Source organism: Chryseobacterium aurantiacum, assembly GCF_003020585.1.
Lineage (GTDB): Bacteria > Bacteroidota > Bacteroidia > Flavobacteriales > Weeksellaceae > Chryseobacterium > Chryseobacterium aurantiacum.
The window spans coordinates 212,449-239,235 of record NZ_PXUE01000007.1 but is presented as its reverse complement, the minus strand read 5'-3'; the positions used below and the strand labels follow the sequence as shown (position 1 = coordinate 239,235).

The following is a 26,787-nucleotide window of genomic DNA, read 5'->3' as shown; positions in this document are numbered from 1 at the left end:
GGGAAGGCAACATCCAAGGCCCATCATTATCATTATATTCACTGCCTGTCACTAGCCCCGATAGCAGCGGTTACCCCGCAGCAGGGAAAAGGCCCACAAGGACGAGGCTGTTGGAAGCCCTGGCGCGAGGAGTATGAGTGGATAGCGGGATTAGGCTCCTGATGATGCTTCTTTTCTTCTTTATGAAATGTAAATAGCCATGAATATAGGTTGTTTTTAAAGCCTTATACTTCGCTGGACAATCCAAGTCATGTGATTTAAAGTTAAGATCATTTAAGATGCCTAAAAAGAGGCTATTCTTTATAAGCTATTATTAATTGATTTATATAAAAAAAACCACTCGGAAAAGAGTGGTTATTTCTTAGGTAGTGGTTAGCCCTATTTTACATTTCACTGTTCGTTTCAGGACATTTGAAATCATTACTACAAGTTGCACAAATTACTGTACCATTGCAATAATACAGACAAAATTCTGGCTCAGGAAGTTGAATTCCAGCTCCACTAATTCCTTTTAGTTGATCGTTTCTTAATTTTTTAAGATTTTTCATATTGATTTAATTAAAAATTTGATGATAAAATAAAATTAATCAAAATATTTTTAATTAAACCGAATATTTTTTTTGAAATTAATAAAAGAAAAAATTGATTTAAGATAGAAAAAGTATTCCTTTATATCTTAATCAAAGAATTTCCGGATAGAATATTGAAAAAAAATAGCCAATAATTAATCATACTGTTATCAGTAAATGATCAATTATTGACTACTATAGATTAATTTATTATTTCTTAATTAATCCCAGCTCAATAAGTCTTTCATGTAAGAATTCTCCTGCTGTTGTGTCTTCGTACAATTTAGGATTGTTTTCGTCTACACAGTTTTCAAGAGCATTTAAAGACATTGCACTGATTGGGTGCATAAAGAAAGGAATTGAATATCTTGAAGTGGTCCACATCTCTCTTGGCGGGTTTACCACTCTGTGAATTGTAGATTTCAATTTGTTGTTGGTATGTCTTGAAAGCATATCTCCAACGTTAATCATCAATTCATCCGGTTCTGCAATTGCATCAATCCATTCACCGTTGTGGTTCTGAACCTGAAGACCTTTACCTTGTGCTCCCATTAAAAGGGTGATAAGGTTGATATCTCCATGAGCAGCTGCTCTTACCGCATCATCCGGTTCTTCTGTGATTGGAGGATAGTGAATAGGTCTTAGAATTGAGTTTCCTTCAGCGATTTTATCGTCAAAATAGAACTCATCTAGCCCAAGGTGTAAAGCTAATGCTCTCAGAACATACTGTCCTGTTTTTTCAAGCATTTGGAAAGCTTCTTTACCTACCTCGTTGAACTTCGGAAGTTCGTCAACGATTACATTGTCTGGGTACTCAGCTTTGTATTTTGAATCATCAGACACATATTGTCCAAAGTGCCAAAATTCTTTTAGGTCTCCTTTTTTGAAACCTTTTGCAGTTTCTTTACCGAATCCTACATAACCTCTTTGTCCACCAATACCTGGAATCTCATACTTCTTTTTCGTTTCCACTGGTTGTTCAAAAAAGTTTTTCACCTCTCCATACAAATCATCTACAAGGTTGTCATCAAGAAAGTGGCCCTTTAAGGCTACAAAACCAATTTCTTCATAAGCTTTTCCGATTTCATTTACAAATTTCTGTTTGCGTTCCGGGTTGCCCGAAAGGAAATCACGCAGGTCTACACTAGGTATTTTATCCATTTTTAGAAATTTACGAATAGCAAAATTACATTTTTTTTAATTTAAATGATTTTAAAATCATTATTTATAAGTTAAATTTGCTGTATGAAAAAATATTCTTCCAAGAGAAGTATCCAAATACTTGCACATCTTCTTCAGCAGTATGGAATTGCAGACATTGTAATTTCACCGGGATCAAGGAATGCTCCTTTGGCGATTCACTTTTCAGAAGTGGATAGTTTTAACTGTTACAGCATTGTGGATGAAAGAAGTGCTGCTTTCGTTGCAATGGGAATGGCAAAAAGTGAAAAAAAACCGGTAGCAATTACTTGTACAAGCGGATCAGCAGTTGTTAATTACTATCCTGCCGTTACAGAAGCATTTTACCAGAATATTCCACTTTTAGTACTGACCGCTGACAGGCCTACAGATTTTGTTGATATTTTTGATGGTCAGACGATCAGGCAGAAGGATGTTTTTCATCAGCATTCTTATGGTGATTTCCAGCTTTTGGAAGACAGTAAGGAGAATGCTGAAGATATTAATTTTGATACGATTAAAAAGGCTATTGAGCTTTGCTTTGAAAAGCAGGGCCCGGTACATATTAATATACCATTGGAAGAACCTTTGTATGAATTGGTTTCAGAGCTTCCTCCTTTCCCAACCGTTGAGAAAACAATCAGGCATAAAGATTATGAAGTTCCGTCCAATTTGATTGCAGAATGGCATACCTCTCAGAGAATTATGATATTGGTGGGAACCAGAGATTACAGTCCGGAACTGGAAAATCAATTGACACAATTGGTGAAAAACCATTCAGTGGTTGTGCTAAGTGAGGCTAATTCTAACCTTTACCATGAAAAGTTTTTCAGACATATAGACCGTTATATTTTCAATTTTACAGAAGAAGATTATAAAACGTATGCTCCGGATCTATTAATTACCGTGGGACAGAATGTGGTTTCCAAAAAAGTGAAGCAGTTTCTTAGAAGTGCCAGGCCAAAACAACATTGGCATTTGGATGAAGTTTGGCAGCCTGATACCTATTTTTCATTAACGGAGAAAGTAGAGGTAAAACCTGAAGTTTTCTTCTCAAAATTATTGAAATTCATTAATCTGGAGCCAAGACCTTACTTTAACCTTTGGGATGTGCTAAGGGATAAAAAGGATGCTAAACATCAGCAGTTTTTAAATACAGTTGAGTTTTCAGATTTTTATTTTTTTAATAAAGCATCACAAACGGTTCCTGAAAACTATAATATCCACTTTGCGAATTCTTCTGCGATCAGATATGCGCAGTTATTTGATTTTGGTAAAAGAAAAATGTACTGTAACCGTGGTACCAGCGGAATTGACGGCTCTACCTCTACAGCAATGGGCTTTGCAATCAAAAATGCAAACCCTACTTTACTGATTACCGGTGACCTAAGTTTCTTTTATGATATCAATGGGCTTTGGAACCAGTATATTCCCCCATTTGTAAGGATTATCATCTTCAATAATGGAGAAGGTAATATCTTTAAAATCATTCCTGGACCTGGAAATGCAAACCCTAATACATTGGATGAATTTATCGCTACTAAGCACCGTAAAAATGCTGAACATTTGGCAAAACACTTCGGGTTTTCCTACATCAGGGTAGAAGACGATATCACGTTAGACAGAGTATTGGAGAATTTTTTCAAGCCGGATTCACTGCCAAAAATTCTGGAAGTAAATACGTATGGGAAAAATAGTGCGGATGTGCAGAAAGCCTACTTTAATTTCATGAAAGAAAACTAAAGATCAAGGTATTCTTCATTCCCGGGCAGATTAATAATTCTGTCGATAGGATAGATAAACATATCATCAAAATCATTTAAGGCATTGATGAGTTGAAAGTGGCTGAATTGCTTTATGTTTTGTAAGGTAATTTCAGCCTCTTTTATTTTTTTCTGTTTTAAAAGGTGCTGCCTTTGCACCCCATTTAGCAGATAAGTAGTGGGAGTAAACCATTCCTTGCCTTTTAAAAATAAAAGATTGGAAAATGAAGTATCGGTGATATGGTTATTTTTTACAATGATAATTTCCTCAGCCTTAGACTTCATTTTCATTTTATCCAGTTCCTTACGATCTTCAAACTTGAAAGAATAATCGAAGCTGTTGTTTTCTACCAGCTGAAAGTCATGTATTTCGGGGATAGCATAGGGAATCATTTGAGTTCTTATCCTTTTATCCAGATCATAAGAAACTCTTAACTTAAAAAGTCCGTCTTCATCGTGTTGTAGATTTTTGTAGATTTTGGACAAGTCAATAGAATCCTCTTTTCCAAAATTGGAAAATGTTTGATTGACACGTTTTTGATGGAGTTCTAATAGAAAAATTTCCTGATCTTCTACTTTAATGCTTTCAATGAATTGGGACATAGATTTTATTTTTCATTTCCTGATATTCGTCTTCTAATTTACTCATGTGCGTTATACCGCCTCCGCTTTTGAAATAGAGTTTATCACCCTCTTTTTCTATAAAGCGTATCATTACACAGCTGTCTACGTTTTTACCGTCAAACCAGCCACAAACTCCCGTATAGTATCCTCTGTCATATCCTTCTGCATCCAGAATTATTTCTAGTGTTTTGGGCTTGGGAGCACCCAAAATAGAACCGGCAGGAAGAAGCTTTTGCATAATACTTCCTATTTTTCCGTCAAATTCAGGTTTTATAGTCCCTGAAATTTCAGAACTCATCGCATAGAGATCCTTTTGTCTCGTTTTGATGAAGTCAATTTGCTGAAATTGCTCAACATTTACATCATCTGCCACCATGCTCAAATCATTACGAAGGAGGTCTACAACGGTATAATGCTCTGCTTTTTCCTTTTTGTCATTCTTCAAAATCTCGGCTGCATTTTCCACTGAGGCATCAATGGTGCCCTTCATGGGATAGGTTAAAATTTTGTTATCGATAATCTTGACAAAAGTTTCAGGAGAAAAAAATACAAAAAAATCTTTATAAAAAACCTTATACTTGGCCTCGGAGTGATAAAAAATTTCTTTAAGGTCCAAATTGGTCTCAATTTCAGTTTTCCGGGTATAATTTACAAGATATGAATTTCCCAGGCGAATATTTTTTTGAACTTTATCAAAGCCTGTTTTAAAATTTTCTAACGTCTCAGGAAAGGATTTCCATGTTATTTTTTTATTTAATTCAGGTGCTTTTTTAACGGTTGAAAAGCTTTGAAAATCAATGATTAAACCTGATTTTTGAATTTCATTTTCTTGATAGATTTCTACATTCTGTGAAAGGAAATCGATAACGAAAAAATAGGGAACCTTCCTAAGAGAAAGTTCGTCCATTTCTATAAATTTTTGATGATTCACTGAAAACATTCAGCAAAAATAATTATTGATGTTTACTTTTGCATAAAATTTTTATGATGCAGAGCAAATATCCTCAGAAACCGGGAATAGATTTTATATTGAAGCAGGCTTTTTATTATTGGAATAAAACATTAGTTTTCCAGTTGATGTTTTCAATCATCTTTTTTGGAATATTTCTTACTTCCCTGTATTTCTTCGGAATCAAATATGAAATATGGGAACAAAATCAAGTGTTAACAGAAGCTCTTAACGAAGGGACGAAAGCCTATATGGAAAAGATATCCCAATTAAGTGCTACAGAAAACTATCAAATGTTTACACTGGCAATCTGGGGTACTACAGCGTTTTTATATCCATTAAATCTTGGACTGTTTCAAATCTTCAGAAAACTTGACCTTCAGGAAAAAATCGTACTGGGAGATCTGTTTGTAGGATATAACGGACTTAATTTCTTTAAATATCTGGGTTATTATCTTTTCTGGTTTATGATCTACAGACTTACGGTTCCTACTGTATTATTGGCCTTTGTTTGGGTTGCAATGACTGTATTTGTTGCTCCATTGATGTTTTTTACTGATAAGAGAATCTTTGAAGCTATTTCATTAAATTTTAAGGCACTCAAGATTTACTTTATAGAAATAATGGTGTGTGTATTGGTTGCTGTTCTATTTAAGTACTTGGGATTCACTTTGTTTTTGGTAGGTGGATTATTTACTTTTCCTTTCTGGAATGCTATGATTTATTCATTATACAAAACCGTTTTTTCTGAGAAAAAGTAAATTTCAACAATGTTTAATGTGTTTTTTTATCAAAAAAAGTTAAATTTGATAAAATCATAAAATATTTAAACTATGTCTGAATTTAACGAATTTGATCAGCAGGGCTCTGTACCAAGTAGGGAAACAGGGTCCATTATTTCTCACGCCTTCGAAATGTATAAAGGAGTTTTCGTTTACGGTGTGGTTGCTATGATCGTTTATATGCTGGGTGGGTATTTAATCCAACTTATCTTCGGAATTGATTCTGCTTCAATGGTGGAGGAGATCAGAGAATCCGGAGGGCGATTTAATTACTGGAGTACTCCGGGACTTCCATTGTATATGGGGGCTTCTGGTATTTTCGGGCTTTTATTGTCTCCTTTGTATGTTGGTTTGATCTACATGGTAAATAAATACAATACTAAGAATCCTATTGAGTTTTCTGACCTTTTTATCGGATACCGTCAGAATTTTGTGAATATTCTTATATACAGCTTACTTACCTGGGTTATTTCTTCTGTTGCTGTGGCATTGTGTGTGCTGCCTATTATTTTTGTATATCCTTTACTGTTATTAGGATATCCTATTCTTTTATTTGAAAATGCTTCGGCTATAGATGCTTTATCGAAGTCTTTTAATATTGCCAAAGAAAACTATGGTACATTCTTGTTAACCGGACTTTTAGGATTCTTAATCTCTATGGCGGGGATTTTCCTTTGTTTCATTGGACTTATTTTAACAGCTCCGTTTATTATGATTGTTATGTACTCCCTGTATTGCGCGTATCTTGGAAAGCCAAGACAAATAATGTTTAATAAACAATAAAATAAAAACCATACATGATGAATAAAGAGAATCAGATAAGCAGTGTTGCCATAAAGCAAGTTGCCCTGCTGGCCATTATTTTAATATTGGCAGGATTAATCTGCTTTAATCTGGCCTTGTTTATTCCATCGGTTTTAGGGGCTATTACCATTTATGTAGTCTGCCGAAAATATAATTTTTATCTTCAGGAAGAAAAAAAGTGGAAATCATCTCTTGCAGCGTTTACTTTAATGTTTGCCAGTCTTATTGTTTTGATTTTACCGATTTATTTTATTGCGGATCTTATCATCGATAAATTAGGAAATGCACAGGCTTATATGGCTAAGTTTAATGTGTTTTTGGACAAGATACATTCCTATATTTATTCAAAAACTGGGTTTGATATTCTGAGTCAGGAAAATATGAACAAGCTGAAAAATTCTGTGGGAAAATTTTCAACTTCAGCACTTAGCGGGACTTTCAATACGCTTACCGTGGTGATGTCTATGTATTTTATTCTTTACTTTATGCTGGATAAGCCAAGGTTATTTGAAAGAATCCTCACGACTTCTGCACCCTTAAAGAGATCCAATATTTCATTAATCGGCGATAAGATGCGAAAACTGATTATGGCCAATGCTATTGGTATTCCAGTTGTTGCAGTGGGGCAAGGGATTGTAGCGCTTATAGGATATCTTATTTTTGGTGCTCCGGGGGCTATTTTGCTTTTTGCTTTAACAGCGGCGGCATCGGTGATTCCTGTAGTGGGTACGGCCATTATTTATGTTCCGGTGTGTATCTTTATGATTGCAGAGGGAAATACTGTACAAGGAATTGGTTTGGCTATTTACTGTGTGGTGGTAGTAGGGCTTACAGATAATCTGCTTCGTTTTACTCTGCTAAAGAAACTGGAGAATATTCATCCTCTCAATACGGTGTTCGGAATTATTATGGGAATGAATCTGTTTGGCTTTATGGGACTTATTTTTGGACCTATTTTGATTTCGCTTACCCTTCTTTTGATACAGGTATACAGAAATGAATTTTCGGACAAAAACACCCATCCTGATCTGGAATTGCCCAATGAAGAAAATATAGAGAATAAATTAATTTAATTAGATAAACGTGGAAGGAATAAATCCGGAAATATTAAAAGAAATTTGTGTTTTTAAAATGCCATTTGGTAAATATGAAGGAACGGTCCTGGTGGATCTTCCGATTAGCTACCTTGAATGGTTTCACCGAACAGGAATGCCTAAAGGAAAACTGGGAATGCAGCTGGCTACGGTTTACGAAATCAAATTAAATGGCTTAATGGATCTTCTGGCTCCAATCAGGGCATCAGTAAGAAATGGATTGTAAAAAACAGATAATTTTTAAGATATATTTTGGGCGGCTTCGAAGAAGCCGCCCAAAATATTTTATAGAATCTCTTATGCTTTCAGGGCTGCAATTTCATCCCTTAGCTTAGCGGCTTTTATAAAGTCAAGATTTTTAGCTGCTGCTTCCATTTCTTTTTGTTTCTGTCCAATCATTTTTTCAATATCCTCACCGGCATAGGTAGCTTTGGTTTCTGCTACTTTTTGCATAATTTCCTTTTGAGTGTATTTTTCATCCGGAAAATCTTTGCTTCTTCCGACAAGATTCTCAGAGATTTTTTTGTTTAAGGCTTGTGGCTTCTGGTTATGATCCTCATTATATTGCATCTGTTTGGCACGTCTGTATTCCGTTTCGTCCAGTGTTGCCTGCATAGATTTGGTAATCTTATCAGCATACATGATGGCCTTTCCGTTAATATTTCTTGCCGCACGTCCTACAGTCTGAATCATGGATCTTCGGCTTCTCAACATTCCCTCCTTATCTGCATCCAAAATGGCTACTAGTGAAACTTCCGGTAGGTCTAGTCCTTCTCTTAATAAATTTACCCCAATTAATACATCAAAAAGCCCTAAACGTAGATCCTGCATAATCTGAATACGTTCCAGAGTTTCTACGTCAGAGTGAATATATCTTGTTCTGATTCCGAACTTTACAAAATATTTGGTAAGTTCTTCAGCCATTTTCTTGGTTAAAGTAGTTACCAAAACCCTTTCGTCAGCATCAGATCTTTTTTGAATCTCTTCCATTAAATCATCAATCTGGTTCAAAGAAGGTCTTACCTCAATAATAGGGTCCAATAATCCTGTAGGGCGAATGATCTGCTCAATATAGGCTCCTCCGGTTTTTTCCAGCTCATAATCAGCAGGGGTAGCAGAAACGTAAATAACCTGGTTTTGTATACCTTCAAACTCTTCGAATTTTAAAGGCCTGTTATCCATTGCTGCAGGAAGTCTGAAGCCATATTCTACCAAAGATTCCTTTCTGCTTCGGTCTCCGCCATACATGGCATGAACCTGAGGCACCGTTACGTGGCTTTCATCAATCACCATTAAAAAATCCTTTGGGAAATAATCAATAAGGCAGAAAGGTCTTGTCCCCGGAAGTCGGCCGTCAAGATACCTGGAATAATTCTCAATTCCTGAGCAGTATCCCAGCTCTTTGATCATCTCAAGGTCCAGTTCGGTTCTTTCCTGAAGTCTTTTGGCTTCCAATGGTTTTCCGATAGAGCTAAAGAAATCAACCTGCTTTAGCATATCATCCTGAATATGTTTAATGGCACCATTTAATGTATCCTTTGATGTTACGAAAAGATTCGCAGGGTAAATCTGTATCTGATCAAAACTAGAATCTACATTTCCCGTTACAGGGTCAAAGCTTTGGATCTTTTCAATCTCGTCTCCAAAGAACTGAACTCTGATAGCATTATCAGCATAAGCAGGAAAAACATCAATTACATCTCCCTTCACACGAAATGTTCCTCTTTGGAATTCATTTAATGTTCTTGCATATAAAGCATTAACCAAGGAGTGAAGCAATGCAGTTCTTGTTACTTTGTCTCCAATAGCAATGGAAATTAAAGATTTATGAAATTCTGTTGGATTTCCAATACCATAAATACATGAAACGGAGGCTACAATCAAAACATCTCTTCTTCCTGAAAGAAGACTGGCTGTTGCAGAAAGACGCAGTTTTTCAACTTCTTCGTTGATGCTTAGATCTTTTTCAATATAGGTTCCGGTTGTTGCGATATAGGCTTCCGGCTGATAGTAATCATAGTAGCTGACAAAATATTCTACAGCATTTTCCGGAAAGAATTCTTTAAACTCCATGAAAAGCTGTGCCGCCAAAGTTTTATTATGAGCTAAAACCAAGGTGGGACGTTGCACATTTTGAACAACATTCGCTACGGTAAAGGTTTTTCCGGATCCCGTTACCCCAAGAAGAGTCTGGTACTTTTCACCAATCTCTATTCCCTCAGTAAGTTTTTCGATGGCAAGAGGTTGATCCCCTGTAGGTTTATATTCTGATTGAAGCTTAAAATCCATAAGAAAAGAATGTATACAACAAAAATACGAAAGAAATAATTAGGCCACATCAACTTTGTTTCTTTTCAGAATCAGATCATGTAATCTCTTTTATTTCAGCCTATTGTAATTTGTTTTTTAAATGAGGAATAGAAATTTAGTTACACTAATTTATGGCACTATTTTTCCATTCACTTTAGATCACCTAATCATAATGTTATGAAAATCAGTCAATTTTATATTCCTGTAATGAGTGTTTTTTTGATTTTATCTTCTTGTAAGGAGAACCAGGCAAACGCACAACAAGTTGGAAATGATGGAAGCGTTGAAACAGAAAGACCTAATTCTGAATACGAACCCGCATTCAAGGGGCAGACAAGAATTAAGGCAGTGAAAACAACTACAGTTTATCAAGTAGAGGTTTTAAATAAAGAATTGGGCAAACCTTGGGGAATTATCAATTTACCGGATGGCAGTTTTCTTATTACGGATAAAAGAGGTTCCATGAATGTTGTTTCAAAGGACGGAAAGAAGGTTTCTAAAATTGATGGGTTTCCAAAGGTAGATTCCAAAGGTCAGGGAGGAATGCTGGATGTAGCCCTTGATCCTGATTTTAAAACCAATAATATAATTTATTTCAGTTTTTCAGAACCATTTGGCAAGGGAAATTTAACTTCTGTGGCTAAAGGAAAGCTTTCTGTAGATCTTAAAACTATTTCGGAGGTTAAGGTGATTTTCCGCGCAGAACCTTCCTATGATGGAGACAAGCATTATGGCAGCCGACTGGTTTTTGATAAAGATGGAAATCTGTTTGTAAGCACGGGGGAAAGATCTGATAAAGAAACCAGAGTGTATGCCCAAAAAACGGATAATTATTTAGGGAAAATAATAAAGATTACAAAGGATGGAATGCCCGCGCCGGGTAATCCATTTATCGGAAAGCAAGGATATAAACCTGAGATTTATGCTTATGGAGTCCGAAATCCACAGGGATTGGCGATAGATCCCAACGGAAATCTTTGGGATGTAGAAATGGGACCGAGAGGTGGAGATGAAATCAATCTTATTGAACCCGGAAAAAACTATGGCTGGGGTGATGTAACCTACGGGATTGAATATTCCGGAGATAAAGTAGGGCAAGGTATTACCCAGAGAAAAGGAACAGAGCAACCGGTTTATTACTGGGATCCTGTAATTTCTCCTAGTGGTGTTACTTTCTACACCGGAAATATTGATGAATGGAAAGGAAACCTTTTCATTGGTTGCTTAAGCGGTGAGCATATTAACAGAATTGTAATGAAAGAGAGTAAAGTGGTAGGTGAGGAACGTCTTCTGACAGATCAAAATGAACGTTTTAGGGATGTACTGAATGGTATTGATGGTAATTTATACGCAGTAACAGACAGCGGAAAATTGTATAAAGTATCAAAAAAATAAAACAAAAACTCCTGAAATAGCTTCAGGAGTTTTTTTTTAAGTTTAGGAACAAAACGTTCTTTCAGTTTGTTTAAAATTTAAAATTAAGTCTGGCAAAAACCTGTCTTCCAGCAAAGCCCATTTGTACAGGATCGAAAATACCACCTGATTCTGTATTTCCTGTAGTTACTTGTGTTGTCTGTAATGTTGGGTATCTGTTAAATACATTTTTGCTTCCCAGTGTTAAGTTAAGATTCTTTGAAAACTCATATCCAAAAGAGACATCGGTGGTCACTTTTGGATTGTAGATTTGCTCTGCATCATCATATCCAATCAGAGTAACCTTATCAAACCTCACAAGTTGCAAATTAGCATTGAATCTGCTGATCTTGTAATTGAGATTTAGATTGATCTTTGTTTTAGGAGCAGATGCAAGTATAAATCCTCTTTCTCTCTGGCTTAAATAAATATTTTCTTTTCCGGCCAATTGTTCTGAGGTATTCACTTTCGTGATCTCCATATTATTATAATTTCCTGCTAAAGTGGCGGTCAGTTTTCCAGAACCTAAAGTCTCATTATAGCTTAGGATAACATCAATTCCCTTTGTTCGGGTGTCAATGGCATTGGAGAAGAACTGTGCCTGATCAATGTATGGATAATCTGCTTGAACACTAGGAGGAAGTTCATCCCTTGAAAAATTTCCTGTAAGAACAATCCTGTTCTTTACACTGATATAATAACCATCTATTGTTGCTGTAAACTTTCCGGTATTAAAAGTAAATCCGGCACTTCCGTTCACAGATGTTTCTTGTTTTAGCTGATCAATTCCCACCCTTTTTGCCAGATCACTGTCATTAGATGCCAATTGAATGGTTACCAGTTGACCACCCTGGAAATTGGTAAATTGCTGAGCATAATATTTCTGAGCAAGAGAAGGTGCCCTAAAGCCGGTAGAAACAGATCCACGGAAAGCCAACTGTGGAGTAATGGCATATCGCGTGGCAAACTTGCCATTTAGGGTACTTCCAAAGTCATTGTAATTCTCAAATCTTCCGGCGATACTGATCATCCATTTTTTTGTAATATCCAGTTCCGTATCTACATAGGCTGCAAAATTATTTCTGCTCTTACCAATATCTGTAGAATAACCCGGGAACCCCTGTGAGCCGCCTGGTCTTACCTCCCCACTTAAAGGATTTTTAACTAATAAACTTTCTGGTGTAGAAGGTGTTACCGGATTTCCATTGATGTCATACATCGTGTAAGAAGCTTCTTCTCCTTTGATAATTTCAAATTTTTCATACCTGAATTCCGAACCAAAGGCTATATTAAGTCCCTCCAATACTTTAAATTGTCTGACCGCATTAAAGCCTGTTGTATTTTGTAATAATGAATGTCCGCCAGCGTAGAAACTGGTAGGAGATTTGGGTCCCATGGTTGCGTTGAGGGTATGGGTGATGTCATAGGTAAATCTGTTATTACCAAATGCATTGTAAAAATCAACATCCCAATTGGCAACTTTAAATTTCAAGCCGTTATCAAAGGTGAAGTCTGTAATGCTGGTATCTTCAATCGGATTGAAACCTGTGGGGTAGATTTCAGGGATATTTCCATCGGCATCAGCTGTTCTGGTCCATGCATAGGCCTTGGTATTTCTATGGGAGAATCCTTGACGGGAATAGAAGGTAAGTCCATCAGACAATGGCACCTCAATATTTCCGAAAAAATAAACATTTTGAGCTTTTGCATCTCCAAAACGTTGTCTGGGTCCTAATGTTGGTTGGTTGTAAATGTCAGGATTAGCATTTCTTATCGCATAGTCTTTATTGATAAACTCTGCCGTGAAGTTTCCAAATCCTCCCTTTGATCCTATTTTTGTTCCCAGATTTCCATTGAAATTAAAGGTCATTCCATCTACCTCATGATCAGATACAATGTCATTGTTTCCAGGACTTTTAAAAAGATTAACTCCAGAAAAAGCATTTCCCTCAAAGCCTTTATTTCGATCATTAAGAATAACATTGATTACCCCTGCTATGGCATCAGATCCATATTGAGCAGAGGCGCCATCACGCAGAACTTCCACCCTTTTAATGGCCCCAATCGGGATGGTGTTCATATCATATCCCGTATTTCCTCTTCCCTTGGTTCCAAAGAGATTGATTAATGAAGATTGGTGGTATCTTTTTCCGTTGAGCAAAAGAAGGGTTTGATCCGGGCCCAATCCTCTTAATGTAGCCGGATCTACAGCATCGGCGCCGTCTGATCCCGACTGTTTATTAGAATTGAAAGATGGGGCTGCAAACTGCAAAAGTTGGTTGACCTCAACCTGTCCTGTTGACTGGCTTACCTGCTTGATGTCAATAACATCTATGGGCACGGGAGTATTGATGACCGTTCTTTTTTTGTTTCGGCTTCCTGTAATGGCGACTTCATCTATTTTTGATTCCTTTACCAGGGTGTCCTTTACCTGCTGGGCATAGGATAGGGTAGAAGCGCTAAGAAAAATGATGCTTATGTATTTTACCTTCATATTAATAATTTTGTGTGGTAGTTAAATCAAAATTATCAATATTTATTTTTAAATCATTATTAAAATTAATTAATTGTTATGGATATCCTAATTCAGTGTCATTTTTAATGAGCGAAAGAAAAATAATAATTGATTTATGTGTTTTTAATGAAAATTATCAATTTTAAAAACTGGCAATCATTCGGTTAAGGCCTTCTTCTAAAATTTCCTGAGAAGTAGAGAAGCAGATTCTGATATGTCCTTCGGCTCCTTTTCCGAACCATCTTTCTGATCCGGGAACAATAGCAACTTTCCCTTTTTGTAAAACATGTTGGGCAAATTGATCACTGGACATTCCGTTTTCAATCTTTGGGAATAATACAAAGGTGGCCTCAGGAAGATTAGGCGTTACTATTTCTGAGCGGCTCAGTATTTTAAAGGCAAGGTCACGGTTATGCTGCAGATGATTCAAAAACTCTTTATACCACGGCTTAGCTTTTTCCAGAGCTACACTTCCTGCAATTTGTGATAAGGTAGAGACCCCTTCTATGGTAGAATTGAAATTTGATTTTTCTATAAAATCTTCAAGAATTTCCTGATCATTACACAGAACGGCACCAATCCTCAATCCTGCAATTCCAAATGATTTTGAAAATCCATATACGGTAAAACTCTTTCTCTTTGCTTCATCAGAAACAGATGAATAGGTATGAAAATCTTTGTTATCATAAATAATATCACTCCATATCTCATCACTCATAACCCATACATCATAAGTAGATGCAATTTCAGAGACCTTTTTCAATGTTTCTTTTGAATAAACCTTACCAAGAGGATTATGGGGATTACATATACTGATAAGTTTCGTTTTCGGAGTAAGTAAGGAAACCAGTTTTTCAAAATCAATTTCTCCGGATGTGGTATCAACAGGGCATAGTTTCACTACACCACCTGCTATTTCCACAGATTTTTTGAACAAGAAATCAACAGGGTCAAGAATAATGGCTTCATCTCCTGGCTGTAAAACATAGGATGCTATCAAAAACATTCCCTGCGCTGCGCTATTCACGGCAAGAACATTTTCAGGAGAAAAGGTTCCTTGTTTTTCCAGATTAAAATGGTCTGCAACACTTTTTTTAAATTCCGGAAGCCCCGAAAACGGACCGTAGCTTAAATAACCGTCTTTAATATATTCGATGATTCCCTGTTCTATTTCCGGAGCGGTCCTGAAATCCGGATCAGCGGCAGTGAGGGGAATAATTCCGTCTTCAAGTGTAGCCCATCTTCCATTGTAGGCTTTTCTTTTTAATGCTTCAAAGTTGATATCGTTATTGCTGAACATTTTATTTATAAGATATGGGTAAAATATGGTCTGTATATTGGTCTATTGGGAGCAAAAACTGGTTCAGTAAAGCTCTGCCATTCCTGATATGGATTTCGATTTCCGGCTTTCTTTCTGCTTCATATTTTTTGAAAGCTTTGAGTACCGTACCTTCTTCAACTAAATATTTAGTTAAAATATGAGAATCCTTTAGTGCTGAGGTTACACCCTGGCTTGTAAATGGTATAAGAGGGTGTGCTGCATCACCAATGAATACTATATTTTCTGTATAGAAAGGATTGAGTTCTTCCAATTCATATACACACCATAAATGTACGTTTTCGTAACTTGATTTTCGTATAATGGATGAAACTAATGGATGCCATTCTTCAAAAACTTCAAGCATATACTTTTTTAGGTTATCAGAAGAGCATTCGTTAACCTTGTATTTTTCATTATCGAATTGAGAATACCAGAGAATGGTGTCATGAGAAAGCTTTAGGATTCCAAAGGTAAGCCCTCCCTGGTCATAATGAAATTTCATGAAGTCATTCTCAATACTGTTTGCTATTTCCTGGTCTTGAATAATGTTGACCACCTCATTTTCTCTTACTGTCCTCATCTTTTCATCTGCAAAAAGACTTCTTCTGATGCGGCTTCTGGAACCATCAGAAATAATGGCTATGTCAGCTTCAAGATAGCTTCCGTCAGGGTGTTTCAGTCTTCCCTTTTGCAAATCGCAGGGGATTATTGTTTTTTCATATGTTATTTTTTCCGGAGAGATGTTTTGGGATAAAAGATGGATTAATGAATGTCTTGAAATAGCAAAAACATTGTTGAGGTTTTTCTCTGCAAGTTTCTTTCCGGTATGGGAATATTGAACATATTTTTTTAGAAAGCTTCCATGTTCAAAAAGAAGAGCGGGGTCAATAATCTGGGTGAGATATTCAATTCCCTCTTGTGGAATAAGAAAACCATGACCTGCGAGATCCTCTTTTTTTCTTCTTTCGTAAATGTGGTAGTCTATCTTATTTTTTTCTAGATAATTCGCCATGCTTAAGCCGGAAATACCAGCGCCCACGACAGCAACTTTGTTCATTTTCAGAATAATAGTTTTTTTCAGGTTAGTGTTTAAATTATTTTTTAATCTGCATTTAGATCAGCACAAAATTAAAGTAAAAACATTCACTATTTTGAAAAAATAAATTATTTTGATTGCGGATTGTGGAAATGTTGGATGGAAAGCATAAGAAGCTGAAAAATAATTTAAAGCAATATTTTGAAGATGATGACTATTCAGAAGATGAGGTCATGAGAATCTGTTAATCATGAAGCTTTAATATAAAAAAACCGGAAAAAAATTCCGGTTTTATTTTTATGATTATGCTTTTTCAAGCTGAACAGTAAAGTGTCTTAAGATTTCTGGTTCCCAGGTAATTTTATATCCTTTAGCTATTTCTTCACGTCTTTCGTATACGTTCTTTATAGCTGCTGCAATATAGTCCATGTGGTTATTGGTATATGTTCTTCTAGGAATTGCAAGGCGCACAAGTTCCAGTTTCGGATAACGGTTTTGTCTTGTTTCCGGATCTCTGTCAGCCAATAATGTTCCGATTTCAACAGTTCTTATTCCGGCTTCCTTATAAATTTCAAGGCCCAAGGTTTGTGCAGGGTATTCCTCACGGGAAACATTTGGAAGGAAATTTAATGAATCAATGAAAACAGCATGTCCTCCTATTGGTTTTTGAACAGGAATTCCATATTCTATCAGTTTATTACCAAGATATTCAACCTGAGAGATTCTGCTTTCAAGATAAGCGAATTCGGTTGCCTCATCAAGACCTACAGCCAGTGCAGCCATATCTCTTCCTGCCATTCCGCCATAGGTAATAAATCCTTCATAAATGATTGTGAAATTGGATGCCTTTCTGAAAACTTCCTCATTGTTTAGAGCAATAAATCCACCGATGTTTACCAATCCGTCCTTTTTAGAACTCATCGTCATACCATCACCATAGGAGAAGATTTCCTTGCAAATTTCCTTGATGCTTCTATTCTCCTGACCTTGTTCTCTTTTTTTAATAAAATAGGCGTTTTCTGCAAACCTTGCCGAGTCGAAGAATACAGGAATTCCATATTGATCAGAAAGTTTTTTTACAGCTTTCATGTTCTCCAAAGAAACCGGCTGGCCTCCTGAAGAATTACAGGTAATGGTAATCAGGCAGAAAGGGATGTTTTCTTTAGGGTGACTTTTATAGATTTCTTCCAACTTTTCAAGGTTGATATTTCCCTTGAATGGATGTAGATCATTAATATCAAAAGCTTCGTCTATTGTACAGTCAATGGCATGTGCTTTTCTGAATTCAATATGTCCCTTTGTAGTATCAAAGTGAGAGTTACCCGGAACTACATTTCCTTCTTTTACCAATACAGAGAAAAGAACATTTTCAGCAGCTCTTCCCTGATGGGTTGGTAATAGATATTTGAAACCGGTAATCCTTTCAACAGTATTCTGTAGTTGTTCAAAAGAACGTGATCCGGCATAGCTTTCATCTCCGGTCATCAAGGCTCCCCATTGTCTGTCAGACATTGCTCCGGTTCCTGAATCTGTTAAAAGATCGATATATACATGTGAAGATTTTAAATTGAAGAGATTATAATTGGCTTCTTTAAGCCATTGTTCTCTTTCTTCTCTGGTAGATTGATAGATTTCTTCCACCATTTTAATGCGGAATGGTTCTGCGTACGGTAATTTCATGAGTTAAGTATGTTTTAAATTGTATGTAAAGAAAATGGGTTTGAAAATAATTTTCAAATTCATCAAAGTATAGATAAGGTACAGGAGCTTACTCCGGGGCCTTAAATATGTTTTCATCAGAATGGAATCCGGCTACACCGCCACTCACTGCAAACTTCATTGCAGAAGCTGCTGTCATTCCCACTACAGGTTTGATGTTTTTTTCTTCAGTAACAATTACCCAGCCCGATATTGCGTACGAGTGGGGAAGATATACCGCAACGTAATTATGCTTGTCAACGTCCGACATTTCTTTTTGGGTTAAAAAACCTATTCTCCAGATCTCCGGATTTTCGTTTGTTTTTACCCATACAGGATCGTTGAATTTTTTCTTGTCACCCACAAATGAAGACATGACGTCTTTAGTGGGAGTATAAATGTGTTTTACTCCGGGGGTCTTTTCCAATAAGCTATCCATGGTATCAAAGAAGAATCTCCCCACCACAAATTTATTACCCAAAAATCCTAAAATAGCAGTAAATAATATAGTTGAAACGAAAACAAGACCAGGAACCTGCTTGGCAAGCGAAGGGACAAGATTGTCAATAGCGCTGACAATATACCAGATTACAAAAATGGTCAGTCCAATGGGCCCAATAATAACCAATCCCTGAAAAAAGTTTTTCAGAAAAAAATTGGTAATACTTTCAAAGCTTGGTTTCTTCAACGTTTATTTTTTACTATTTATATTTTAACCGTGTATCGTTTCTTTATTGCCATAGGACTTAATGATATTGGCTTCATACTCAAGCCATGCATCCCAGCGCTCATTTACTTTTTCCGGATCTCCAAGCTGTCTTGCAAATCCTATAAAAGTAGTATAATGATTGGCTTCGGAGATCATGAGTTCTTTATAGAAGGTCTTAAGTTCTTCATCCTTAATGTTTTCAGTCAGAACCTTAAATCTTTCACAGCTTCTGGCTTCAATCATGGCGGCAAATAGCATTTTATCTACAATTAAATCCTCTCTGCTTCCCTGAATGATAAACCTTGCCAGCTCATTCACATAATCATCCTTTCTGGCTCTTCCGAAAGTGTAGCCTCTTTTCTTAATGATCTCATGAACCTGATTGAAGTGATCCAGCTCTTCCTGTGCAATGGCAAGTAGCTCTGTGACGATCTCCGGATATTCTGGAAGCATTGTGATCAGACCTATTGCATTGGTTGCTGCTTTTTGCTCGCACCATGCGTGGTCCGTTAAAATTTCTTCGATGTTTCCTTCTGCAATGTTTGCCCACCTTGGATCAGTGGGAAGTTTCAACTTAAACATGTTGTAAAATTTTTGTAAATTTAAGATAAATAGAATTAAAAAGTAGGACTTTATTTCAATTTGACAAGTAAAATGTTAAGAAGCGGTCTTTCTTCTTAGGGATTCCAAAATATTCCAACCTAGAGTGTCCACTTTTTTCAACCCTGTAGAAATGATGAACGCCAGAATGATATTAATAATATAAATAAGCCCCATCAAAAGCCACCAAGGCATATTTTCCTTTAATGGAACTACCAGAAAATAAACCAATGAAGAACTTATTCCCTGTGCAAAATAGAAGAAAATAGCATTTTTTCCGATGTAGGTGATGAAGTTTTCCTTAGTGATTTTTAATCTGTTGTATAGAACGAATAAGGTGACCAATGAGAATTGTGCCCAGATAATATAAGGGATTTTAGGAGGAAATTTATTTTTGTTGATCTTATAAAAAATTTCATTTCCATAGTACCAGAACATCCACGTTAAAGCTATGGCAACAAGAGCGTATAAAACAGGGATTGCTTTAGTGGGAATTCTATGTCCGCGAATTCTGTTTCCAATCAAAAATAAGGCAAGATAAAATGCTACATACCCCACCTGTCCTGCCGGATAATATTCAGGGAATATATTGAATAATAAGGTTAGAGCAAGGCAAAGGCCAATGAACCAATTAATATGCTTTGAAAAAAACCTTAAGATTAATACACCAAAAACGGTTAGAATAAAATAAACTTTCAGGTACCAAAAGCTTCCCATGACCACCGGAAATGTATCTGCATTGGTATACTGGTGGAGATACCAGTTGCCAAGGTTTTGCCATTGAGGGATTGTGGATATTTCTGTGGCAGAATATTTTGACCCAAAGGTTGAATAAAAACTCTGTAACCATTCCAGGGAAAAGAAAGTGAGACCAAAGACCTTAAAGAAATAATCTAAAGAGAAAAGAAACGTTACAAAGATCATATACGTGATTTGCAGTTTCAATAATCTGTAAAATGTTTTTTCAATGTTGGAACCTGATGTGATTCCGCTTAATGCATAGAAGAGGGCTACATCAAAAATAAGGGAAAATACCCTTACTTCTGTGGGAATATAAAATTGCCCGGACCAAAAAGCGGTATGGATAAAGATGATGGATAGGGTAGCCAATCCTTTTGCGAAGTCAATGTAGAGATCTCTGTTCATTATTATAGGATATGGCTCAAAAGTAAATAAACTTCTGTTATTTTTCAAATCAAATAAAAAGAGGCAGAACATGTTCGTCTACCTCCTTTCTTAAATATGCTAAAAATGAATGTTTCGATTATTGAAGGTGCTTAAATTCTTCTGCAGAAATTTCACCTGATTGAATTTTTCTCAACTCATCTATATACTGGCTCATGTAAGCATCAATTTCTGGATTAACAGAGTTTTTTGCCACTTTGTAAGTTCCGTTAAGAACTCCTTGATAGTAATAGAAAAAGTTATAGTCAAAATTTGAAGCATTAAGGTCATACTGTCCCAAAAGGAAACCTAAACGAACTGCAGATCTTCTTTGTGCAGGGGTTCCGTGGTGTCCGGGGCTAGATGTTTGGTAGTCTCCAATGCTTTGTGCGAACTCGTACGCTGCTGCAATCTCAGAGAAGTTGGTTTTATTATAACCATTTGGTCTTCTTAGATAATATCCTGCAAACCCATCTGCTTCCAGTTCATTGGGTCTTGCTGTGTTTTCCGTTACAGACGGAAGTCCGAAGATATATTGTAGCTGGTGGCCATATTCATGAGCCAGGATCATTGCATTTACGATGTCTCCGCCTTTGGTCTTTGCATCATAATAGATCGCATAACCATAATATATTTTTCCCGTAGAATAGGAAATGGCATTGTAGGTTGAGTTGAAGTTACTTGCATCATCTACAAATCGTAATGTAGGATTGCTTCTTCCCCAAAGGCTTGCAATTTTAGTCATTTGAGAATTCATGAAGTTGGTGTCTGTAGAATTCTGAAGTGAAGTTTTCAGAACGGCAGATGAACTCCAGTTGTTGTCTACGTAGTAACAAACTTTTTCAAGTTCAGTAGGTTGTTCAACCTTGGCACTAAGTGTTTCTTGTTGTGGTAGAGGGGTGTCTTCCATTTTGTCATCACTACATGCTGTCAGAAATGATCCAGCAATGGCGCCTGCTAGTAAGCAGAGATTAAAGTTTCTTTTCATATAATAATTTAGTTGGTGGAACGAAGTTATAAAATTATCTCTTATATATGAGTACATTATTATGAAAAATTATTCAAAACATAGTGAATTTGTTTTTTATTAAAAAAACATTGCTTTGATTGTAAGCTATTTAGAAATTTAATTGTATATTTGCACCTCGAAATAACTAAAAATTTTATAAACAATGTTTGCAATTGTAGAAATAGCAGGGCTTCAATACAAAGTTGAGCAAGACCAGAAGTTGTTTGTAAACCGTTTAAAAGGAGATAAAGGAGGAAAAGTTTCTTTCGATAAAGTTCTTCTTACTGTAAACGGAGCAATCACTGTAGGCGCCCCAGCTGTAAGCGGTATCACTGTGGAAGCAGAGATCCTAGACCACGTAAAAGCTGATAAAGTAATCGTTTTCAAAAAGAAAAGAAGAAAAGGTTACAAAGTGAAAAACGGTCACAGACAATCTTTAACTCAAATCGTAATCACTGGTATTACAGGTTTTGAAGGAGGAGCTAAAAAAGCTGCTAAAAAAGAAACTGTGAAAGCAGAGGTTCTTTCTGACCACGCAACTGTTAACTTTGGTGAAGATCATGAATTGAACTACCACCTAAAGAAAAACAACTTGTCTCAGTCTAAAGAGAACAGAGAAACTTTGATTACTTTAGGTAAAGCAGTTAAAGTTGAATTAGAAAAGAATATTCTTACTCATGAAGAAGTGGATGCTGCTATCATTAAGAATATCGATCAATTTAAAGCACTTAACAAATAATCCAGTAATAAAATGGCACACAAGAAAGGAGTCGGTAGTTCCAAGAACGGTAGAGAGTCTCACTCTAAAAGATTAGGTGTGAAGATTTTCGGAGGACAAGCAGCTATTGCCGGAAATATTATTGTTAGACAAAGAGGTACTCAACACCACCCAGGTGATAACGTTGGTATCGGTAAAGACCACACTTTGTTTGCATTAGTAGATGGTAAAGTAGTTTTCAGAAAGAAAGCAAACAACAGATCTTTCGTATCTGTAGAACCAAACGCATAATTTTAAGCGTTTTATAAAAATTAAAGCCTCGGTATTTTACCGAGGCTTTTTTCTGTTGTCAACATGTATTGACGGATGTTTTTCTTAATTATCATTCGTTGGTGAAAAATGTATATATTTGTTAACTATCAAATAACAAATCACTTGCGTAAGCCGAAAAGCATATAGAGTAGGCGACAAATTAAAACAAAATACCCATGAAAAATCTAAAAAAATTAACAAAGAAAAATTTGAAAGAAATTAATGGAGGAGCAGGAACATGCCCACCAGTTGCCAATTCTTGTATGTCTTGGTGCAGATGGACTGCCTGGCAAAAAATGCATTGCCCATCAAATGTTTATGAAGAGCCTTGCGAGTGTATTTAATGACTAATCACCTAGATCTATTGATATGAAAAATATTAGGAAAATTACCAAAGAACAGTTGAAATCAATCAAAGCAGGAAATGATTACAGATGTCCCGACTTTCTGGCAACTACCTGCATAGAATGGTGTGGATTAACTGCATGGCAGCAGCAATACTGCTTAAACGCTGTCATTGATCCTATGCCTTGTAATTGCTAAGAATTGAATCCTTTTCAACGATTATGATCTGAGAATGAGTTGATGAGGTAGGTTATAAAAATAGCAATGGCAGCTTCGAAGAAGCCGCCATTGCTATTTATCATATATTACCTTAGAATCCTACCTGGATTCCGGCTTTAACGCCAAATTTTGAAATATCAGGTCTGTCCAGATAATTACCCCTCCAGTTGAAATCTACCCTAAATAATCTAAGATTACCAATACCGATGTTTTCTATTCCGAATCCATATTCATAGTAGATGTGTTCATTGGGAGCAGAATATTTGAATCCTTCCACATTAATGGCCTTAGAGGCATCGCTTAGGGTTCCATATGCTGCTCTGATAAAGGCTACTTCTCTAAACTTTAATTTTTTTATCAATGGGATATAAGAAAGTATCTTACCATTGAAATGATGCTCCAAGTGAAGGGTAGTATAGGCATCCGTTACAAACTCATAATAGTTAAGCTGAGAGAATGAATTGGGAACCAGGCCATATGAAAGATTGGCAGGAATGATATTTTGCAATGCCAAAGGAACCGTATTAAAGTTCTTTCCAGCTTCAAAGTTGACAACTGTTTTTCCAATGGTTCCAATTAAGAAAGGCTTAGAGAACATAAACTGAAGCTTGTTATAATTAAAGTCTGCATTGAAAAGCCCCTCAATACCTCTTGTATATCTTAAAACAATCGTAGGTGCCAAATTTCGCGCCTGGTACCGGTCTATACCGGTTTGAGAGAATTTTGCTCCGGGTTTTGCTATTAAACTTATCGTAACATGGGAATCATTAACCGTTTTTCTTAATTGACCATCCTGATAATACATAAGGTTGAATTTCTCAGGGATAGCAGATTTAATGCTCTGCATCACTCCATCTACCCTTATCTGGATATTCTTCCAAGGCTCGATGGCCGCAAAAACACTAGTTTGATTGACAGAACTTAAAGAAATATTTTCTCCTCTTGCAAAAAATGTGCTTGAAGATAGAGAGCGGGATGCAACCCCATCGCCTGAAGTAAGCTGCCCTCCAAGCTGTACAATATCTCTGCTTGTTCCAGCACCAATCATAAATCTGTTGAGCCTATTGAACATATATCTTGCTTCAACACCATATTTTACCTGCTGATCCTTAAATCCATAGGCGGTATAAAACTGAACCCTCCAAGGGTCATTTAAGCCAAAATAGGTCCTTGCTCCTAATCGTATTCTGTCTCCTTCTACATCGTTTCTTCCATATATTGAGAATATAGGGCCAATATCAATGCCTTTAAAAGCGTTATAGTAACGTGAGCCAAGGGTTTCAAACAGCTTTACCATTCTGTTGAATTTCGGGGTTTGTTGTAGCTGATCCAACATTTGATAAACACCTTGTTCAGATTTGGATAAAGTGTCGGGTCTTGCCTTGGTCCAGTAAGCATCATCTTTATCCGTGAATTTATCTTCGTATTCTTCCTCTTTTCTTTTAAAAACATTCGGATCCAGAGGTTTATTGAATTCGTAATTAGAATAATCAACAGATCTCTTGGCTATAATGCTTTTGGATCCTTTCTTTTTAGAAAAAGGACTCATTTCAAACTCGGTAACGAGTTTTTTAGGCAAGAATGTTGTCTCGTCAGGGTTATCATATTCCAATTGAGTATAAACACTATTAATAAAGTTAACATTGATTTTTTGTGTTGACTTTAAGGTGGCTCCTATAACAGCATAGGTATCCGTGTCTATATAAAGGTTTCCCTGGAAGGCAAGTACATCTTTTCTTTTAGGCTGGTATCTTATCTGAAAAGCTTTTTCTCCTCGAATAGAGATGGTGTCCACCAAGCTATAATCGTAAGTTCCAAATCCGTCTGTTCCTGCAGGGCTTTGAAATCCTATATCAAAGTAATTTAGGGTATTGTCATAAATGTTGATATCCCGATATAGGTTCTTTGCTGAAACAGTAATCACCTGATTATCTTGAAAACCTGAAGTTTTTTGAGCGACCAGTGTTCTTTTGCTGTCTGTGCTCGGTTTATTTTTTCCATAGTTTTCATAAACCGCTTCATTTAGAAATATGGGAAGCCCAAGTCTTCCGCTTGCTGTAGAATCTGCATAGGTGAATATGAAGTCGAGCTTATTAAAGATCTTTTTCTTCATAAATGCACTGTCTATGTTATTCAGATCATATTCAATTTTTTCATATTCTTTGTACGAATAGGTGTCAAATTTTTCTAGCCCGTTATTTCTTTTCTGTGCCCATACTTTTTGCATGATGGCATATGCAGGATTTTCCTTTTTGTTTTTGTATTTGGTTTTTCCTGCCTGAATAACCACTTCCTGAATGCTGCTTACCTTGGCCTGAGAAAGTTGAACAAAAATATTCTCTGCATTTTCAGGAGTAATTTCCAGAGTTTCCGGAGTATAGTTTTTTCTGGAAAATTTTAATTTATGAATAAGACTGTCAGACTGAACAGTAAAACTTCCAGAAGTTGTAGTAAGGGTAGGAGTTTTGTTATCGTTGATGAAAATATCAACTTTGCTGAGTTCTTTATTATTTTTTTCGTCAACAATCTTACCGCTGGCCTTGTTTTGGGCACATACGAAACTGGTAATAGTCAAGAAAAAAAATATAAAATAGTGTTTTTTGGAGTTATTGTTTAACATCATTCGTTTCTTCAGGCAATTAGCACAAACAAAAAGTATGCAGTTTTTTAAAAAATATATAAAAAAGTAAAATATTTTTACTGTTCTACATAAAACGGCAAATTTAACGAAAATAGTACTATGATATGCTAAAAAATTTAGGGTAAATATGGAGACTTAAATTCTAAAGAATCAGGGCTTTAATAAAGAAGTGAAAAGCCATTATATTTATGAAATATTTTGTTCAGAAAATACTGTTTCTACAGCAAAATGAAATAGGAAATTGGTAAGAATCTCAATCAAAAAATGTATTATTTCAAATATATAGAGATGGTGTTGTATCGGTTGTTTTGTGGGGATAGTGTTTTTGTAGGAAGTAGTGAGTGGATCAAGGGCTGTAAAATGAAAAAGACCTACATTTCTGTAAGTCTTTTTGCTCCTCCTGCTGGGCTCGAACCAGCGACCCTCTGATTAACAGTCAGATGCTCTAACCAACTGAGCTAAGGAGGAATGTCCTTTGTTTTAAGTGGTGCAAATATAATAGGAATATCTGTACGATGCAAGTTTTTATCTCGTAATATTTAACGAAAATGGCTATCGATTTATTTTTCAATAAATTAAAATTCAATAAATTTTTACAATGATTGAAAGACCGGGTCAGAAAAATTACTTTTTGAGGTTTTGAAACAATTTTTTTGACTGCTCTTTCCCTTAAACAAAGACTTTTTCGATCTAAATAAAAACTGAATTTCTGAATTGTTAATGAATATAAAATGATCAAAATATCTGCGGATACTTGGTGGCTTAAATACATTCAGGGTGTTTTTATTGTTCATGTATTTCTGAGTAATGAATCTAAGGTTATTTCTCGTGTCATTAAATGAAATAGGTACTTATTAAGTTTCAATCTTGAAATGGAATTAAGTGCATTTCTGTTGGGTTTAGCTCATTAGGGTTGGAGATAACTGTTGTGGTGGTAAGGTTAATTTTTCTTGAGGTTTTTTGCTGAAAAGTGAAGCTGTAGGGTAGATGCATAAAAAAAGACCTACATTTCT

At 36.0% G+C, this 26,787-nt stretch carries 23 protein-coding genes and 1 tRNA gene; 10 read left to right on the top strand and 14 right to left on the bottom strand.

What is annotated here, in order from left to right; genetic code table 11:
* Positions 1–779 precede the first annotated feature (779 nt).
* Entirely contained in the window at positions 780–1,730 is a 951-nt protein-coding gene (locus tag C7D53_RS19685) for an isopenicillin N synthase family dioxygenase (protein ID WP_106918097.1), read from the bottom strand.
* 84 nt (positions 1,731–1,814) lie between these two features.
* On the opposite strand from C7D53_RS19685, the gene menD reads away from it, so the two are divergent.
* The gene (menD, locus tag C7D53_RS19680; RefSeq protein WP_106918096.1) at positions 1,815–3,491 is read left to right on the top strand and encodes a 2-succinyl-5-enolpyruvyl-6-hydroxy-3-cyclohexene-1-carboxylic-acid synthase; all 1,677 of its coding nucleotides are present in this window, start codon (positions 1,815–1,817) and stop codon (positions 3,489–3,491) included.
* On the opposite strand, the gene C7D53_RS19675 is transcribed toward menD, so the two are convergent.
* Entirely contained in the window at positions 3,488–4,114 is a 627-nt protein-coding gene (locus tag C7D53_RS19675) for an aminotransferase class IV (RefSeq protein WP_106918095.1), read from the bottom strand. The genes menD and C7D53_RS19675 overlap by 4 nt on opposite strands.
* Complete coding sequence (locus C7D53_RS19670; protein WP_106918094.1) at positions 4,098–5,075, bottom strand: aminodeoxychorismate synthase component I; 978 nt, start codon at positions 5,073–5,075, stop codon at positions 4,098–4,100. The genes C7D53_RS19675 and C7D53_RS19670 overlap by 17 nt, the downstream gene beginning before the upstream one ends.
* 47 nt (positions 5,076–5,122) lie before the next feature.
* On the opposite strand from C7D53_RS19670, the gene C7D53_RS19665 reads away from it, so the two are divergent.
* The 4 genes from C7D53_RS19665 (at position 5,123) to C7D53_RS19650 (ending at position 7,990) form a co-directional block, all read left to right on the top strand.
* Entirely contained in the window at positions 5,123–5,845 is a 723-nt protein-coding gene (locus C7D53_RS19665) for a hypothetical protein (protein WP_228422445.1), read from the top strand.
* 72 nt (positions 5,846–5,917) lie between these two features.
* A complete protein-coding gene (locus C7D53_RS19660; protein WP_106918092.1) occupies positions 5,918–6,649 on the top strand; it encodes a beta-carotene 15,15'-monooxygenase in 732 nt (243 codons plus the stop codon).
* Positions 6,650–6,663: 14 nt separating this feature from the next.
* Positions 6,664–7,743 carry an AI-2E family transporter gene (locus C7D53_RS19655; RefSeq protein WP_394337087.1) on the top strand — a complete coding sequence of 360 codons (1,080 nt, stop codon included), beginning with the start codon at positions 6,664–6,666 and terminating at the stop codon, positions 7,741–7,743.
* 19 nt (positions 7,744–7,762) lie between these two features.
* On the top strand, positions 7,763–7,990 hold the full coding sequence (locus C7D53_RS19650) for a DUF3820 family protein (protein ID WP_106918109.1): 228 nt from the start codon (positions 7,763–7,765) through the stop codon (positions 7,988–7,990).
* 71 nt (positions 7,991–8,061) lie between these two features.
* On the opposite strand, the gene uvrB is transcribed toward C7D53_RS19650, so the two are convergent.
* A complete protein-coding gene (gene uvrB, locus C7D53_RS19645; RefSeq protein WP_106918091.1) occupies positions 8,062–10,053 on the bottom strand; it encodes an excinuclease ABC subunit UvrB in 1,992 nt (663 codons plus the stop codon).
* Positions 10,054–10,251: 198 nt separating this feature from the next.
* Between uvrB and C7D53_RS19640 the strand changes: the two genes are divergently transcribed.
* Positions 10,252–11,469 (top strand): PQQ-dependent sugar dehydrogenase, encoded by a 1,218-nt coding sequence (locus C7D53_RS19640; protein WP_106918090.1) that lies wholly within the window; start codon positions 10,252–10,254, stop codon positions 11,467–11,469.
* A gap of 70 nt (positions 11,470–11,539) precedes the next feature.
* On the opposite strand, the gene C7D53_RS19635 is transcribed toward C7D53_RS19640, so the two are convergent.
* The 8 genes from C7D53_RS19635 to C7D53_RS19600 form a co-directional block, all read right to left on the bottom strand.
* Positions 11,540–13,981 carry a TonB-dependent receptor plug domain-containing protein gene (locus C7D53_RS19635; protein WP_106918089.1) on the bottom strand — a complete coding sequence of 814 codons (2,442 nt, stop codon included), beginning with the start codon at positions 13,979–13,981 and terminating at the stop codon, positions 11,540–11,542.
* Positions 13,982–14,144: 163 nt separating this feature from the next.
* Positions 14,145–15,302 carry a pyridoxal phosphate-dependent aminotransferase gene (locus tag C7D53_RS19630; protein WP_106918088.1) on the bottom strand — a complete coding sequence of 386 codons (1,158 nt, stop codon included), beginning with the start codon at positions 15,300–15,302 and terminating at the stop codon, positions 14,145–14,147.
* A 1-nt stretch (position 15,303) separates the two neighbouring features.
* A complete protein-coding gene (locus C7D53_RS19625) occupies positions 15,304–16,380 on the bottom strand; it encodes an FAD-dependent monooxygenase (RefSeq protein WP_106918087.1) in 1,077 nt (358 codons plus the stop codon).
* A gap of 282 nt (positions 16,381–16,662) precedes the next feature.
* The gene (locus tag C7D53_RS19620; protein ID WP_106918086.1) at positions 16,663–18,039 is read right to left on the bottom strand and encodes a tryptophanase; all 1,377 of its coding nucleotides are present in this window, start codon (positions 18,037–18,039) and stop codon (positions 16,663–16,665) included.
* 88 nt (positions 18,040–18,127) lie between these two features.
* Positions 18,128–18,745, bottom strand: a complete 618-nt coding sequence (locus C7D53_RS19615; protein ID WP_106918085.1) for a DUF502 domain-containing protein — start codon at positions 18,743–18,745, stop codon at positions 18,128–18,130.
* Between the two features lie 24 nt (positions 18,746–18,769).
* Positions 18,770–19,348, bottom strand: a complete 579-nt coding sequence (miaE, locus tag C7D53_RS19610) for a tRNA-(ms[2]io[6]A)-hydroxylase (protein WP_106918084.1) — start codon at positions 19,346–19,348, stop codon at positions 18,770–18,772.
* 75 nt (positions 19,349–19,423) lie between these two features.
* Entirely contained in the window at positions 19,424–20,512 is a 1,089-nt protein-coding gene (locus C7D53_RS19605; RefSeq protein ID WP_106918108.1) for an acyltransferase family protein, read from the bottom strand.
* A 118-nt stretch (positions 20,513–20,630) separates the two neighbouring features.
* Positions 20,631–21,518, bottom strand: a complete 888-nt coding sequence (locus C7D53_RS19600; RefSeq protein WP_106918083.1) for a neutral zinc metallopeptidase — start codon at positions 21,516–21,518, stop codon at positions 20,631–20,633.
* Between the two features lie 184 nt (positions 21,519–21,702).
* On the opposite strand from C7D53_RS19600, the gene rplU reads away from it, so the two are divergent.
* From rplU to C7D53_RS21045, 4 genes are all read left to right on the top strand, one after another.
* Positions 21,703–22,278 (top strand): 50S ribosomal protein L21, encoded by a 576-nt coding sequence (rplU, locus tag C7D53_RS19595; protein ID WP_076357125.1) that lies wholly within the window; start codon positions 21,703–21,705, stop codon positions 22,276–22,278.
* 12 nt (positions 22,279–22,290) lie between these two features.
* Entirely contained in the window at positions 22,291–22,548 is a 258-nt protein-coding gene (gene rpmA, locus C7D53_RS19590) for a 50S ribosomal protein L27 (RefSeq protein ID WP_027372929.1), read from the top strand.
* Between the two features lie 197 nt (positions 22,549–22,745).
* Positions 22,746–22,913 carry a bacteriocin-like protein gene (locus tag C7D53_RS21050; RefSeq protein ID WP_162926227.1) on the top strand — a complete coding sequence of 56 codons (168 nt, stop codon included), beginning with the start codon at positions 22,746–22,748 and terminating at the stop codon, positions 22,911–22,913.
* A 25-nt stretch (positions 22,914–22,938) separates the two neighbouring features.
* Positions 22,939–23,112, top strand: coding sequence for a bacteriocin-like protein (locus C7D53_RS21045; RefSeq protein WP_162926226.1), 174 nt, complete (start codon positions 22,939–22,941; stop codon positions 23,110–23,112).
* 112 nt (positions 23,113–23,224) lie between these two features.
* On the opposite strand, the gene C7D53_RS19585 is transcribed toward C7D53_RS21045, so the two are convergent.
* Together C7D53_RS19585 and C7D53_RS19580 are read right to left on the bottom strand one after the other, a co-directional pair.
* Positions 23,225–25,708 (bottom strand): DUF5686 family protein, encoded by a 2,484-nt coding sequence (locus C7D53_RS19585; RefSeq protein ID WP_228422443.1) that lies wholly within the window; start codon positions 25,706–25,708, stop codon positions 23,225–23,227.
* A gap of 460 nt (positions 25,709–26,168) precedes the next feature.
* Positions 26,169–26,242, bottom strand: a tRNA-Asn gene (locus C7D53_RS19580).
* Between the last annotated feature and the right edge of the window lie 545 nt (positions 26,243–26,787).